The sequence below is a fragment of the Lysinibacillus sp. NPDC097195 genome (assembly GCF_044762075.1).
In the GTDB taxonomy this organism is placed as follows: domain Bacteria; phylum Bacillota; class Bacilli; order Bacillales_A; family Planococcaceae; genus Lysinibacillus.
The window spans coordinates 322,894-337,057 of the sequence record NZ_JBIWDP010000002.1; the positions used below are offsets into that span (position 1 = coordinate 322,894).

Genomic DNA, 14,164 nt, shown 5'->3' on the forward strand with positions numbered 1-14,164 from the left:
GTGTTGAGATGCAGGCAATTTTATATGTAGCACATGGTAGTCGTGTAAAAGCTGGCGTGGAGCAAGCTGTTGCATTTCTACAGCGCGTGCAACAGGACATTCATTTACCGATTCAGGAAATTTGTTTTTTAGAGTTAGCACAGCCAACGATAGCTGAAGGTATTGACAACTGTGTACGGCAAGGAGCAACAGCCATTGCCATCATGCCAATTTTGTTATTAGCTGCTCAACATGCAAAGCACGATATTCCGGAGGAAATTGACAAGGCACGAAGCCAATATCCAGCAATACGCTTTACATATGGTGAGCCACTCGGCGTACATGAGCTATTAATTGACACACTACAAACACGTATATTAGAAACGGAGCACCAGACTACCGATGCAAGCGTATTACTAATTGGACGTGGTAGTAGTGATTCAGCAGTTAAGGAAGATCTAGCTAAAATTGCCTTTAGATTACGTGAAAAATACGGTTATTCAGCAGTCGAAACGTGCTTTTTATATGGCGCAGGTCCGAGTTTGGAAGACTGGCTACAGCATAGGAAAGATAACAGTCATCGTGTGTTTATCGTGCCGTATTTATTGTTTACGGGCATTTTACGTCAAAGCATTGCCAAGCGTTTGCAAGGTTATGAAGTAAACAACATGATTTTATGTAATAGCTTGGGATACGACGATAATGTCAGAAAAGTATTAGTGGAACGTATTGCTACATTAGTACAACCAAATTATTTGGAGGAAGGGTGTTTTTCGTAATGGTAGATAAGAGAAAAGAAAATATCAATCTAGCATTAGATAATGTCCGACAAATTTTAACGACAGTAAACCATGGCTCGATTACTTTAGTTGTACAAAATTATTACGTAGTACAAATCGAGAAAAAAGAAAAAATACGTCTTCGATAATGATTAAAATGATACGCGAGGTGGCATAGTTTGAATTTACAAGTCATGAATAGTCCTTTTAATGAGGAACAGGTAAAGCTATTAAATGCGCTTCTACCTAACATAACAAGAGAACAAAAAATTTGGTTGAGCGGTTACTTAAGTGCACCGTTAGCAGCTAACGATACAAAGGCAGTAGAAGAAACAAAAGTCCCCGTTGTACCAACAACGAAAACGGTCACATTGTTATATGGGTCCCAAACAGGAAATAGTCAAAGCTTAGCTGAAAAATATGCAATAGCATTGCAAGCAAATGATGTGGATGTAACAGTTACATCTTTAGCAAAGTTTAAGCCGAATAATTTAAAGAAAATAACGAATTTATTGCTCGTAGTTAGTACACATGGTGAAGGGGAACCACCCGATCAAGCAATCCAATTTTATGAATTTTTGCACAGTAAACGTGCACCTAACTTAGAGCATTTGCATTTTTCGGTATTGGCATTAGGTGATAGTTCGTATGAATTTTTCTGTAAAACTGGTCAAGATTTTGACGCGCAATTTGAAAAGCTAGGCGCAACGCGTATTGTGCCACGTACAGACTGTGATGTCGATTACGACGATGCTGCTGCACAATGGTTTACAGCGGTGCAACAGGCATTATTACAACATACAGCTCCGGTAACGATTTCGAATACTAAGCCAATAACAGAAGGAGAGGCTACATATACCCGTAAAAATCCGTATTACGCTGAAGTATTAGAAAACATTAATTTAAATGGTCGCGGTTCTAATAAGGAAACGCGCCATATCGAGTTGTCGATTGAAGGGGCTAATTTGGCATTTGAGCCTGGAGATAGTATTGGCATACTCCCAGAGAATGACGAACAGTTAGTCAATGCACTAATAACAGCATTACAGTTTAATCCGCAAGCACAAGTAACGGTATTGGATGAAGCGATGCCATTAAAAGATGCTCTTTTAAAAAAGGTAGAAATAACGGTTTTATCGAAACCTCTTTTACAAAAGATTAGTGCATTTACAGTGCATCCGAAATTTGCTGAACTATGTGACAGTGCGTCAGCTTGGAAAGACTATGCACGAGGAAGAGATTTACTTGATATTGCTGAAGATTTTGGTCCTTTTACTTGGGATGCACAACAGTTTGTAGCACTGCTACGTAAAATACCAGCTAGACTTTATTCCATTGCAAGTAGCCAATTAGCCAATAGCGATGAGGTCCATTTAACAATTGGCAAAGTAAGCTATGAAACGAATGGTCGACTGCGTTTGGGCGTGTGTTCGGGTAGCATTGCAGAGCGCATACAAGTAGGTGATACGATACCGATTTATGTTCATAAAAATCCGAACTTCAGATTGCCAGAGCAAGTTGACACGCCAATTATTATGATTGGGGCTGGCACAGGTGTTGCGCCATATCGGGCCTTTTTAGAGGAGCGAGAGGAATTAGGGATAACGGGCAAATCGTGGTTAATTTTTGGCGATCAGCATTTTATGACAGATTTCCTCTATCAAACGGATTGGCAGCGTTGGCTTGCTGCAGGCACATTAACACAAATGGATGTTGCCTTCTCTCGTGATACGGAGAAAAAAATATATGTCCAACATAAAATCGAAGAAAAAGCACAGATGTTTTATCAATGGCTGGAGCAAGGGGCTGTTATTTACGTCTGTGGCGATGAAAAATCGATGGCAGCCGATGTTGATCAAACAATTCGGCGCATTATTGAGCAACAAGGGCACAAAACACAAGAGGAAGCGCAATCTTATATTAATGAGTTAAAACAACATAAGCGCTATCAACGAGACGTTTATTAGTAAAGGAGCGAAAAAGATGACTGGAAAAATAATTTTACCCCCACAACCGGGAACACCTAGTGATGTAGAACGCATTAAAAGCGATAGTAATTACTTACGGGGAACACTTGAACGGACGATGAATGATCCATTAAGCTCGGGAATTCCAGAAGATGATAACCGTTTAATGAAATTCCATGGCAGTTACTTACAGGATGATCGAGATTTGCGAAATGAGCGCCAACGTCAAAAGCTAGAACCGGCCTTTCAGTTTATGGTGCGCGTACGCACACCTGGTGGAGCAGCAACACCAGCTCAATGGCTTGTCATGGATGAAATGGCTAGAAAATACGGCAATGGTTCATTAAAATTAACGACACGTCAAGCATTCCAAGTACATGGTATTTTAAAATGGAATGTCAAAAAATATATGCAAGAAATTAATGAAGTATTGTTAGATTCACTTGCTGCCTGTGGGGATGTGAACCGCAATGTAATGTGTAATGTCAATCCAAACCAATCGGCATTACATGAAGAGATTTACAACTGGTCAGCAAAGTTAAGTGAGCATTTATTGCCAAGGACACGTGCTTATCACGAGTTATGGCTTGATGGTGAAAAAGTAGTGGATAGCCAAGAGGAAGAAATTGAGCCTATTTACGGTGCGCAATATTTACCACGTAAATTTAAAATAGGCATGGCCATACCCCCGAGTAATGATGTCGATGTCTTTTCTCAAGATATTGGTTTTATTGCCATTGTTGAAGAAGGTCAGCTAATAGGCTTTAACGTAGCCGTTGGTGGAGGCATGGGGATGACACATGGTGACCAGGAAACATATCCACAGCTTGCTCGTATTATAGGCTTTATAACACCTGATAAATTGCTGGAAACAGCAGAGAAAATTATTACGATACAGCGTGATTATGGCAATCGTTCAGTGCGTAAAAATGCACGTTTTAAATATACCATTGATGCGCGAGGGCTCGACTGGTTTAAAGTAGAATTACATCGCCGTTTAGGATGGGAGCTGCAAGAGGAGCGTCCATATACATTTGAACGTACTGGTGATGAGTTTGGCTGGATTAAAGGTACTGAGGGCAAATGGCATTACACATTATTTATTCAAAATGGGCGCATAAAAGATTTTGAGGATTATGAACTTTTAACGGGTTTACGAGAAATTGCTAAAGTGCATACGGGAGATTTTCGTTTAACACCCAATCAAAACTTAATGATTAGCAATGTAACGCAACAGAACAAAGGTCAAATTACTGCGCTTATTGAACAGTATAAGCTAACAGATGGCGCACATTACTCAGCGTTACGCCGCAATTCCATTGCTTGTGTATCGTTGCCAACTTGTGGCTTAGCAATGGCTGAGGCGGAGCGTTACTTACCTTCACTCATTACAAAAATTGATACGATTATCGATGAAGCGGGTTTACATGATACTGAAATTGTTATTCGTATGTCGGGCTGCCCAAATGGTTGCTCACGTGCCGCAATGGGTGAAATCGGCTTTATCGGCAAAGGACCAGGAAAATACAACTTATATCTTGGCGCAAGCTTTACGGGCAATCGTTTAAATAAAATTTATCGTGAAAATATTGGAGAAGAAGAAATTTTAGCAGAGCTACGTCCAATATTACTGCACTACGCAAAGGATCGTTTAGAAGGGGAGCATTTCGGCGACTTTGTTATTCGTGCAGGCTATGTAACAGCTGTCTTTGATGGACGCGAATTTCATAACTAAAAGACGGTGCCAGGCACTGGAACGATTCTGAATTCTTACATTTAATAATCAAGTAAAATTCCGCGTAGACTACTGTGGAAACAGCAAGCTGTATAAGACACAGGCATTCTCGCGCTAGCGAGGGTTGCGGCTTACGGTGTGCCCGCGGAAAGCACCGCCGAAGCGGAAAGCAAAGACATAGAAAAGTAGAGTTAATTGATGGCTTTTCCCTTTGAAAGAAAAATGAAGCTTTAGCTCCTTATACCTTTGCAATAATAAAAAAATAGGAGTGAGCACTAGATGATGGTAGCGAAGGCGGTGACTCCTGCGGGAACAGCACACATTGTAAGACGCAACGGCCCGCGCGCTAGCGAGGGTTGCGACTTACGGTGTGCCCGCGGAAAGCACCGCCGAAGCGGACAGCAACGACATAGAAAAAAAGAGTTAGATTGATGGCCATCAATCTAACTCTTTTCTCTTTTTATTAGTATTTTAAATAGAAAAATCATCTGGGATAAATACTTTTAATTGCTTTGGTTTTACAAACACATTGTCGCCTACTTTTAATTGAAGTTTTGTCAACTGATCTTTAGTTAGCTCTGCCTCTAAAAATTCATCGATATCAAGACGGCGCAGTTCAATTTGGACAATGGGTCCTAGCAAATGGATATGGCTTATTTGAGCAGCAACAGTGCCAGGCACTGCTGTTTTTTCAATTTGTATATCATGTGGTCGAACATATCCTACAGCATCGTCCTGCGAATGCGCCTGTGTGTCTGGTACATCAATGGTAAATTCGCCATGTGTCAGCTTTCCATTATATAAACGCCCTCTGAAAAGATTGACATTACCTAAGAAATCATAAACGAATGGGCTTTTAGGATTAGTGTAAACTTCATCTGGACTACCAATTTGTTCTATTTTACCGTTGTTCATAACGACAATACGATCCGCCACATCGAGTGCTTCCTCTTGGTCATGCGTTACGAATATACTCGTTATATGAAAATCATCATGCAACTTCCGTAACCATCGCCGTAATTCCTTACGCACTTTTGCATCAAGTGCCCCGAATGGTTCATCTAACAAAAGTACTTTCGGTTCGACAGCAAGGGCACGAGCGAGGGCGACACGTTGCCGTTGCCCACCAGATAGCTGTGTTGGATAACGATCCGCGAAGTTCTCTAGTTTAACTAGTTGCAGTAACGTCATTACTTTCTCTGTTATTTCTGCTTTAGATGGTCGTGTTTTACGTGGCCGTACTTTAAGTCCATAAGCGACATTATCAAAGACAGTCATATGACGGAAAAGTGCATAGTGCTGGAACACAAAGCCTACATTGCGTTCCTTTGGATGACGATTAGTAATCGTTTGACCGTCAAATAAAATTTCGCCAACATCGGATGCTTCGAGACCTGCAATGACACGCAGTAATGACGTTTTGCCAGAGCCAGAAGGACCAAGTAGCGCTACCAATTCACCTGATTGGATATCGATAGATATGTCTTGTAAAGCTTGAAAGGAACCGAATTTTTTTGAGATATTTTTAATTTGAATACTCAAGCAAGTATTCCTCCTTTATAGTGATTTTGATTTCCAAGCAACAATATCTTTTATAATAAGAGTGACAATAGCGAGCACACTCATTAATGACGCAACAGCAAAGGCTGCTGAAAATTGATATTCATTGTATAAAATTTCAATGTGCAGCGGCATCGTATTTGTCATGCCTCGAATATGACCCGAAACAACAGAAACTGCGCCGAATTCGCCTATGGCACGCGCATTACATAAAATCAAACCATAAAATAATCCCCATTTAATGTTGGGCAATGTGACGTAGAAAAAGGTTTTAAAGCCATTAGCACCAAGAGAAATAGAAGCTTCTTCTTCAGATATCCCTTGGGCCTGCATTAACGGGATAAGCTCACGTGCAACAAAGGGCAGAGTGACAAAAATAGTAGCAAGCACAATGCCTGGCAAAGCGAAAACAATTTTAATATCATTGGCAAAAAGCCATTCTCCAAATAGCCCTTGTGCCCCGAAAAGCAAGATAAACACTAAACCTGCGATAACGGGCGATACAGCAAAGGGTAGGTCAATTACTGTTAATAGTAGATTTTTTCCCTTATAGTTGAATTTCGTTAATGCCCAAGCCGCCATAATGCCGAAAATGGCGTTTAAAGGAACGACAATCGCTATTACTGTTAAGGTCAACCGAATAGCAGCTAAAGCATCTGGATGAGTAATCGCTGCAACATAAACATCTGCGCCTTTTTGAAAGGCTGTTATAAAAATGGAGACAAGGGGAAGCACGATAAAAAATGCTAAAAATGCGAGCGCAATAAATGTTAATAGATAACGAATGAAACGGGGCTCCTGCAAGGCAGCAGGCTGTGCTGCTACAATGGGTGTTTGAGGAGCAATAGGTTCGATAAGCGTAGACTGTTCCATACATACCTCCTAATGTACAAAGCGACGATTTGCCAGCCACTGTATTAAATTGATGGTGAACAATAAGACAAAGGATGTAATAAGCATGACAGCCGCAATAGACGTAGCCCCTGCATAGTCATATTGTTCAAGCTTTGTCATAATAATTAACGGTGTAATTTCCGTCTTCATCGGCATATTGCCTGCGATAAAGACAACCGATCCATATTCCCCTAAGGCACGTGCAAATGCTAATGAGAAGCCTGTTAAAATAGCCGGTAGCAGTTCAGGTAAAATGATTTTAATGACAGTTTGCAAACGTGTGGCTCCAAGACTTGCAGAAGCTTCTTCCACTTCCGCACTTATATTTTGTAAAACGGGCTGCACCGTACGCACTACAAACGGAAGACCAATAAAAGTTAGGGCAATAATGATGCCTAATGGTGTAAAAGCAATTTTAAAATTAAAAAATTGCCCAATCCAGCCATTCGGTGCATAGAGGGAAGTTAACGCAATACCAGCTACAGCAGTAGGTAAGGCAAATGGTAAATCGACAAGACCGTCAATAATGCGCTTGAACGGAAAATGGTAACGCACAAGCACCCAAGCAATAATAGTGCCAAAGACGACATTCAGTAAACCTGCAGCAAGCGCAGTGCCAAAGCTTAGCTTGTAGGAGGCAACTGCACGAGGATCGGTGACAATATTGCTAAACTCAGCCCAAGATAATGACATTGTTTGAATAAAAATCATGGCTAACGGTAAGAGCACAAGCAAACTAACATAGAGCATTGTATAACCTAGAGTAAGATGGAAGCCGGGAATAACACGCGCCGGCTTTTTGTTAAATGGTAAGCTAGTCATTAGATGCCCCCTTTATTGTGGAATATAAATTTCATCGAATGTGCCACCGTCCTTAAAGTGCTTAGCTTGTGCTTCTGCCCAACCACCAAAGTCTTCAATTGTAATAAGCTCGAGCTTTGGAAATTGGTCTTGATATTTTGCTAATATTTCTTCATTACGTGGTCGATAGTAGTTTTTAGCTGCAATTTCTTGCCCAATATCGCTATATAAATGTTGTAAATATGCTTCTGCCACTTTACGCGTCCCTTTTTTATCTACAATTTTGTCCACCACTGCGACTGGGGGCTCTGCTAGAATACTTAATGAAGGGGTAACAATTTCAAATTCATCTTCCCCTAATTCATTGCGTGATAAATAAGCTTCATTTTCCCAAGCGATTAACACATCACCTATTTTTCGTTCAACGAAGGTAGTCGTTGCGCCTCGTGCGCCAGAATCAAGTACTTCTACATTGCTATACAATGCCTTCATAAAAGCCTTTATTTGTTTGTCGTCATTGTTATACATCTTAGCTGCATAGCCCCATGCAGCTAAGTAGTTCCAACGTGCACCGCCTGAAGTTTTTGGGTTAGGTGTGATAACCGAAACATCGTCCTTTATTAAATCACGCCAATCTTGTATTCCCTTTGGGTTGCCTTTTCGTACTAAAAAAACAATGGTAGAGGTGTAGGGTGTAGAATTATTGTCAAATTCCGTTTGCCAGTCTTTGTTTAGTAAATCACGAGCTTGTGCAATTTCATCAATATCGTAGGCAAGTGCTAATGTCACGACATCGGCTTCTTGCCCATCAATAACTGCTCTTCCTTGTTTCCCAGAGCCACCATGTGACTGATGAATCTTCACATCTTGCCCTGTGTCGTTTTTCCACTTTGCGATAAAGTCTTTATTAAATTCATCGTAGAGCTCCCGTGTTGGATCATAAGAAACATTCAATAATTCAACAGGCTTTTTAGTGTCATCTGTGATTGTATCGTTATCTGTGGATTTACTATTACAGCCTATTAACATAATGGTTAATCCACATAACAGTAGTAATGGCTGTAAAATATGTTTGCCTTTTTTCATAAAAAACTCCCCTTTCATCGAAAGAACGCAAAAGACCATCTCTCACAACGTGTGTATACACATTGTGAGAAGATGGCCTTCAGATCCTCTGATCAGCATTATTTGCTTTTAGTATATTACCACATTAAACATATATTTCCTATTAGTCAACAAGGAATTAAAAAATTATTTTTTGACAGTAGGTAATGCACTGCCCTGAGCAGTAGTAACATATCGAAAGACCATATTTTTTAATTGCAGGTGCGTTTCAAAAGAGGAGCAGAAAAAATGGCGTTGCAAATAAATTTTTATTTTTTACAAAACCTAGTTGACTACTAGGTGTAATTTAGTATATATTTGGTAATAAGAAGAATGATTGTTGAATGAGGTACAAGAATACTAGTTTACAATCGTCTATAGAAGCTGGCTAGTCAAACTAGAGGCGTTTTAACGAAGGCACATGCATCCATGTGTCTGTTGTTAAAACGCCTTTTTCTATATCCGAAATGCGGAGGGGGATTTATATGTTAACGTATGCAAATTGGCAGGAGCCAACGATTAATTTTGAGGTAGATGAAACCTTTAAAGGGGCACTTGAGGTTTTACGCTGGAGCTATGGACAATATGGAGAAGACATCGTCTACGCTTGTAGCTTTGGTATTGAGGGAATTGTGTTAATTGACCTGATTTCAAAGGTAAAGCCAAACGCTACAATCGTGTTTTTAGATACGGATGTTCATTTTAAGGAAACATATGAAACGATTGAGCGAGTAAAGGAGAAATATCCGCAGTTAACGATTAACATGCAAAAGCCTAAGCTTACGCTTGAGGAACAAAAGGCTCAATTTGGAGATAAATTATGGAAATCCAACCCTAATCAATGCTGTGATATACGAAAAATAAAGCCATTACACGAGGCGTTATCAGGAGCAAAAGCTTGGATTTCAGGGCTGCGCAGAGAACAATCACCAAGTCGCCAACATACAAATTTCATTAATCGTGATGATAAATTTAAATCGATTAAAATATGTCCGCTTATTCACTGGTCATGGAAGGATATATGGCGTTATGTTTCAAAGCATGATTTAACATACAATCCGTTACACGATCAAGGCTATCCGAGCATTGGCTGTGAACATTGTACACAACCAGCATTTACGGTAGATGATTTACGAGCAGGTAGATGGCAAGGTACTGGTAAAACTGAGTGTGGGTTACATGAATAGGGGCGAATAAAGCATGTTGGAATATATAGCGTTAGCCATTAGTTTATTTTTTGCCATGAATATAGGTGCAAGTGGTGCAGCAGCTTCAATGGGCGTTGCTTACGGGGCAGGGGCTATTACAAAAGCATGGCACGCATTACTCATATGTGCGCTTGGCGTTTTTGCAGGCGCCATATTAGGTGGCGGTGAAGTTGTAAAGACGATAAGCTCAGGCATTATGCCACAACAGTATATTACTGTGAAAATCGTCATGATTATATTAATTTCGGCGACAAGTTCCTTATTTCTTGCCAATCTTTTAGGTATTCCATTATCGACAAGTGAAGTAACGGTAGGAGCAGTCGTTGGGGTAGGAATTGCCTACCGTGTGTTATATGTCAAATCATTGCTCGTTATTATGTCCTTTTGGGTCATCGTGCCAGTTGTAGCATTTGTTATTGCACTAATAGCTGGCAAGATACTGAATAAATTTAAAGGGAAAGGATTTTTGGCAAATCATCCGATGTTAACTGTACTGCTCGTCCTTGCCGGTTTTTTTGAAGCTTTTTCAGCAGGTATGAATAATGTCGCCAATGCAGTTGGTCCACTTGTCGGTGCGGGCATGATTAGTGTGACAAATGGCATTTGGCTTGGTGGAGCGTTTGTTGCATTAGGAGCGATATTGTTAGGCAGACGTGTACTTGAGACGAATGGCAAAAAGATTGTGCGTTTTAAAAAAGCAGAGGGCATTGTTATTTCAACTACCGGTGCTGTACTTGTCGGTATTAGCTCGTTGTTTGGATTACCTGTACCGTTAACGCAGGTCACTTCCTCATCCATTATTGGTATTGGGATGGCGAAAAACGGTAAACAAATTTTTCATAAAAATATCGTTAAAAAAATTATGTGTATTTGGATTGTGTCACCTATTTTTTCATTAGCAATTTCTTATAGTCTCATTCAGTTATTTATGAAAAAAGATTTATATGCCATCGTCATTATTGGTAGCGTCATTATTGGAACGCTTGGTGCAATTAGTTTAATGCGAACAATGCGTGAAGAAGAACGCTCGATATACGATGCAGGCGAAGGCATTTAACTATAAAACATACTATATATATAAACTTAGGGGGGAATATAAATGAGTCTACAACCGCATGGTGGTGCTTTAGTGCAAGCATATCAACCACAAAAATCAGTAGTACATATTACAAAGGAGATTGAATTGGACGTCATAGCCTTAAGCGATTTAGAGTTAATCGCAATCGGTGGATATAGCCCAATTGATGGTTTTTTAACTAAAAAAGATTATGAATCTGTTATCGAACATACAAGGTTAGCCTCTGGTGTTGTGTGGAGTATACCTATCACGCTTCCGGTTGACAAAAAGCTAGCGGCAACATTACAAGTTGGCGATGAAGCAACATTAGTGTATGGCAACAATGTGTATGGTGTAATAGAAATAAGCGATATATATGAGCCAGATAAACAAAAAGAGGCACTACTCGTTTACGGTACACAAGACTTAGCCCATCCTGGTGTGAAAAAGCTCCATGAGCGACCAGGGGTATATGTTGGAGGGAAAATCACGTTAATTAAGCGTCTGGAGCAACAATTCCCTACGTATTCATTTGATCCGCAGGAAACACGTCAATTGTTTAAAGAAAAGGGCTGGCAAACAGTAGTGGGCTTCCAAACACGTAATCCTGTTCATCGTGCGCATGAATATATTCAAAAGGCGGCATTAGAAACAATCGATGGCTTATTTTTAAATCCACTTGTTGGTGAAACGAAGTCGGATGATGTATCGGCTGCCATCCGGATGGAGAGTTATGAGGTACTTTTAGAAAATTATTATCCTCACAATCGTGTGCAATTAGGTGTCTTTCCAGCCGCAATGCGCTATGCAGGACCGAAAGAAGCCATTTTCCATGCACTTGTTCGTAAAAACTACGGCTGTACCCATTTTATTGTCGGCCGTGATCATGCAGGGGTAGGTGATTATTATGGAACATATGATGCGCAAAAAATCTTTGAACAATTTACTGAAGATGAGCTAGGCATTGTGCCATTAAAATTTGAACATAGTTTTTACTGCACGAAATGTGAAGGGATGGCAACAACTAAAACATGCCCGCATGATGCTGCATCACATGTTATTTTATCGGGAACGAAAGTCCGGGAAATGTTGCGGAATGGAGTTGTTCCTCCAAGTACATTTAGCCGTAAAGAGGTAGTCGAGGTCCTAATAAATGGGATGCGTCAGGAGGTCGTAAAATGAGTTCCAATATTGTATGGCATGAAGCATCTATTACCAAAGATGAGCGTCGAACGCAAAATAAACACCAAAGCTTTATAGTATGGTTTACAGGGCTTTCGGCATCAGGAAAATCATCCGTCGCTAATGCGCTAGCGCGTAAACTATTCGAACGGCAGAACCAAGTATTTGTTCTAGATGGCGATAACGTGCGCCATGGATTAAATAATGATTTAGGCTTTGACGAAACAAGCCGCAAGGAAAATATAAGACGTATCGGCGAAGTTTCCAAGCTTTTTGTGGAAAGTGGTCAAATTGTGCTTACGGCTTTTATTTCTCCATATAGAGAAGATCGCCAAGTTGTTCGTCAGCTAGTGGAAGAGGGCGAGTTTTTAGAGGTATATGTAAGTTGTTCTGTCGATACTTGTGAACAGCGTGATCCAAAAGGTCTTTATAAAAAAGCGCGCAATGCGGAGATTGCTAATTTTACAGGCATTAGTGCACCATATGAAGAACCTGAACATCCGGAATTTATTTTAGATACTGAACGTTACTCGATTGAGGAATGTGTTGAGCAGCTAATAACATTCTTAACAGATAAAGGCTATATTTAAAGAGAGGGGCCTGCGAATCGCCGGTAAGGCGGGAGAAATCGCTGATAGAAGCTTGCGAATCGCCGGTAAGCCCGGGGAAATCGCCGATAGAAGCTTGTGAATCGCCGGTAAGACGATGGAACAACTGCTGTGAGAAGAGCACCATGGCAAAGCAAAAAGTGTTAGACTGATAGACATCAATCTAACACTTTTTCTTGTTTACTTAATACCTTGTTCTTTTTTCATTTTGTCAATTTCAGGTCCTAACTCGTCGCGCACTGTTCCTTTCCAAGGTTTAACACCTGCTATATAGGAAGAACGGGTCATAATATGTCCGCCGACAGGGCCTGTAATAAAGAGAAATAATATACCTAATAAAATACGTGGGTTAAAATGATCCTCGATAAGCCAAAAATGAAAGAATACACCGATTAATACACACATTACGCCGAGCGTTGCACTTTTCGATGCGGCATGTGCACGTGTATACAAATCAGGTAAGCGAATAAGCCCTATCGCTGTTACGACGATAAATAACACACCAATAGATATGAACAAAATAACTAAAGTATTAGCGAGAATTGTCACGTTTAATGATATCTCCTTTCTCTATAAATTTAGAGAAAGCAACTGTACCGATAAACGATAAAATCGCTAACAATAATACAATCTCAAGAAAGAAGCTCGTTTCCACTAAAATTGAAAATAAAGCGATTAATGAAATGAGGGACACACCTAAGGAATCTAGGGCTACGACACGGTCAGATGCAGATGGCCCTTTCACCATACGATAAATGACGGCAATCATCGATAAGCAAATCACTACGATCGCTGCAATAATAAACGTCATCATGATCTACTCACCTCCAAAATAGCTTTTTCAAAAGAATCTCGAATCGATGCAATGGCATCATCCACATCGCTAATATCAATGGCATGGACAAACAATGTTTTGGCATCATCTGAAACATGCACGACAACAGTTCCTGGTGTTAATGTAATGAGACTCGATAATAATGTAATTTCCCAATCTTCCTTAAGTACCGTAGGATAAGCAAAGAAGGCAGGTTGCATATCTAGCTTCGGCTTTAGTACAACTTTCAGTACTTGAATATTTGCTAATATTAACTCTTTAAAAAAGAGAACGGTTAGCTTAATAATTGCCCATACACGGAATACATAGAGCCGGGCAAAGAAAAATCTTCTCATAATGACAAGTAAGACAATACCAAGAATGAAGCCTACTATAAAGCCTGTCGCTGTGTAATTAGAAGAAAGAAACATCCAAACGAAGGCAAGAGCAAAGTTTAAAATAATTTGAAATGCCAT

Annotated in this window: 15 protein-coding genes; 8 read left to right on the forward strand and 7 right to left on the reverse strand. The window is 40.1% G+C overall.

Features of this window, described 5'->3' with window-relative positions:
- Positions 1-8 precede the first annotated feature (8 nt).
- From ACIQXI_RS15115 to cysI, 4 genes are read left to right on the forward strand one after another with little or no spacing between them, the layout of a single operon-like run.
- Entirely contained in the window at positions 9-758 is a 750-nt protein-coding gene (locus tag ACIQXI_RS15115) for a sirohydrochlorin chelatase (protein WP_402926425.1), read from the forward strand.
- Positions 758-907, forward strand: coding sequence for a DUF2292 domain-containing protein (locus tag ACIQXI_RS15120; protein ID WP_402926427.1), 150 nt, complete (start codon positions 758-760; stop codon positions 905-907). Before ACIQXI_RS15115 ends, ACIQXI_RS15120 begins: the two co-directional genes overlap by 1 nt.
- A gap of 30 nt (positions 908-937) precedes the next feature.
- Positions 938-2,725 (forward strand): assimilatory sulfite reductase (NADPH) flavoprotein subunit, encoded by a 1,788-nt coding sequence (locus ACIQXI_RS15125; protein ID WP_402926429.1) that lies wholly within the window; start codon positions 938-940, stop codon positions 2,723-2,725.
- A 16-nt stretch (positions 2,726-2,741) separates the two neighbouring features.
- Positions 2,742-4,460 carry an assimilatory sulfite reductase (NADPH) hemoprotein subunit gene (gene cysI / locus ACIQXI_RS15130; RefSeq protein WP_402926431.1) on the forward strand — a complete coding sequence of 573 codons (1,719 nt, stop codon included), beginning with the start codon at positions 2,742-2,744 and terminating at the stop codon, positions 4,458-4,460.
- A gap of 471 nt (positions 4,461-4,931) precedes the next feature.
- Here cysI and ACIQXI_RS15135 read toward each other — a convergent pair whose 3' ends face one another.
- Genes ACIQXI_RS15135 through ACIQXI_RS15150 form a run of 4 tightly spaced genes read right to left on the reverse strand, consistent with a single transcriptional unit; the run spans position 4,932 to position 8,801 of the window.
- A complete protein-coding gene (locus tag ACIQXI_RS15135; RefSeq protein ID WP_402926433.1) occupies positions 4,932-6,002 on the reverse strand; it encodes a sulfate/molybdate ABC transporter ATP-binding protein in 1,071 nt (356 codons plus the stop codon).
- Positions 6,003-6,017: 15 nt separating this feature from the next.
- Positions 6,018-6,893: a sulfate ABC transporter permease subunit CysW gene (cysW, locus tag ACIQXI_RS15140; protein WP_402926435.1), complete on the reverse strand. Its 876-nt coding sequence runs from the start codon at positions 6,891-6,893 to the stop codon at positions 6,018-6,020.
- A 9-nt stretch (positions 6,894-6,902) separates the two neighbouring features.
- Positions 6,903-7,736 carry a sulfate ABC transporter permease subunit CysT gene (gene cysT / locus ACIQXI_RS15145; protein WP_402926437.1) on the reverse strand — a complete coding sequence of 278 codons (834 nt, stop codon included), beginning with the start codon at positions 7,734-7,736 and terminating at the stop codon, positions 6,903-6,905.
- 12 nt (positions 7,737-7,748) lie between these two features.
- A complete protein-coding gene (locus tag ACIQXI_RS15150) occupies positions 7,749-8,801 on the reverse strand; it encodes a sulfate ABC transporter substrate-binding protein (RefSeq protein WP_402926438.1) in 1,053 nt (350 codons plus the stop codon).
- 503 nt (positions 8,802-9,304) lie between these two features.
- Between ACIQXI_RS15150 and ACIQXI_RS15155 the strand changes: the two genes are divergently transcribed.
- The 4 genes from ACIQXI_RS15155 to cysC are packed head-to-tail and all read left to right on the forward strand — an operon-like array spanning position 9,305 to position 12,856.
- On the forward strand, positions 9,305-10,006 hold the full coding sequence (locus ACIQXI_RS15155; protein WP_402926440.1) for a phosphoadenylyl-sulfate reductase: 702 nt from the start codon (positions 9,305-9,307) through the stop codon (positions 10,004-10,006).
- Positions 10,007-10,022: 16 nt separating this feature from the next.
- Complete coding sequence (locus ACIQXI_RS15160) at positions 10,023-11,084, forward strand: sulfate permease (protein WP_402926520.1); 1,062 nt, start codon at positions 10,023-10,025, stop codon at positions 11,082-11,084.
- A 42-nt stretch (positions 11,085-11,126) separates the two neighbouring features.
- Positions 11,127-12,266, forward strand: a complete 1,140-nt coding sequence (gene sat, locus ACIQXI_RS15165) for a sulfate adenylyltransferase (RefSeq protein ID WP_402926442.1) — start codon at positions 11,127-11,129, stop codon at positions 12,264-12,266.
- Positions 12,263-12,856, forward strand: coding sequence for an adenylyl-sulfate kinase (cysC, locus tag ACIQXI_RS15170; protein ID WP_402926445.1), 594 nt, complete (start codon positions 12,263-12,265; stop codon positions 12,854-12,856). The genes sat and cysC overlap by 4 nt, the downstream gene beginning before the upstream one ends.
- Positions 12,857-13,054: 198 nt before the next feature.
- Here cysC and mnhG read toward each other — a convergent pair whose 3' ends face one another.
- From mnhG to ACIQXI_RS15185, 3 genes are read right to left on the reverse strand one after another with little or no spacing between them, the layout of a single operon-like run.
- On the reverse strand, positions 13,055-13,423 hold the full coding sequence (gene mnhG, locus ACIQXI_RS15175; protein ID WP_139860683.1) for a monovalent cation/H(+) antiporter subunit G: 369 nt from the start codon (positions 13,421-13,423) through the stop codon (positions 13,055-13,057).
- Complete coding sequence (locus ACIQXI_RS15180) at positions 13,407-13,688, reverse strand: Na(+)/H(+) antiporter subunit F1 (protein WP_402926447.1); 282 nt, start codon at positions 13,686-13,688, stop codon at positions 13,407-13,409. The genes mnhG and ACIQXI_RS15180 overlap by 17 nt, the downstream gene beginning before the upstream one ends.
- Positions 13,685-14,164 (reverse strand): Na+/H+ antiporter subunit E, encoded by a 480-nt coding sequence (locus ACIQXI_RS15185; protein ID WP_402926448.1) that lies wholly within the window; start codon positions 14,162-14,164, stop codon positions 13,685-13,687. Before ACIQXI_RS15185 ends, ACIQXI_RS15180 begins: the two co-directional genes overlap by 4 nt.

What these genes read in the sequence shown, in the direction of transcription:
- ACIQXI_RS15115 (WP_402926425.1), top strand. Translation starts at nt 9, where the DNA reads ATGCAGGCAATTTTATATGTAGCACATGGTAGTCGTGTAAAAGCTGGC.
- ACIQXI_RS15120 (WP_402926427.1), top strand. Translation starts at nt 758, where the DNA reads ATGGTAGATAAGAGAAAAGAAAATATCAATCTAGCATTAGATAATGTC.
- cysI (WP_402926431.1), top strand. Translation starts at nt 2,742, where the DNA reads ATGACTGGAAAAATAATTTTACCCCCACAACCGGGAACACCTAGTGAT.
- cysW (WP_402926435.1), bottom strand. Translation starts at nt 6,893, where the DNA reads ATGGAACAGTCTACGCTTATCGAACCTATTGCTCCTCAAACACCCATT.
- cysT (WP_402926437.1), bottom strand. Translation starts at nt 7,736, where the DNA reads ATGACTAGCTTACCATTTAACAAAAAGCCGGCGCGTGTTATTCCCGGC.
- ACIQXI_RS15150 (WP_402926438.1), bottom strand. Translation starts at nt 8,801, where the DNA reads ATGAAAAAAGGCAAACATATTTTACAGCCATTACTACTGTTATGTGGA.
- ACIQXI_RS15155 (WP_402926440.1), top strand. Translation starts at nt 9,305, where the DNA reads ATGTTAACGTATGCAAATTGGCAGGAGCCAACGATTAATTTTGAGGTA.
- sat (WP_402926442.1), top strand. Translation starts at nt 11,127, where the DNA reads ATGAGTCTACAACCGCATGGTGGTGCTTTAGTGCAAGCATATCAACCA.
- cysC (WP_402926445.1), top strand. Translation starts at nt 12,263, where the DNA reads ATGAGTTCCAATATTGTATGGCATGAAGCATCTATTACCAAAGATGAG.
- ACIQXI_RS15180 (WP_402926447.1), bottom strand. Translation starts at nt 13,688, where the DNA reads ATGATGACGTTTATTATTGCAGCGATCGTAGTGATTTGCTTATCGATG.
- ACIQXI_RS15185 (WP_402926448.1), bottom strand. Translation starts at nt 14,164, where the DNA reads ATGGCATTTCAAATTATTTTAAACTTTGCTCTTGCCTTCGTTTGGATG.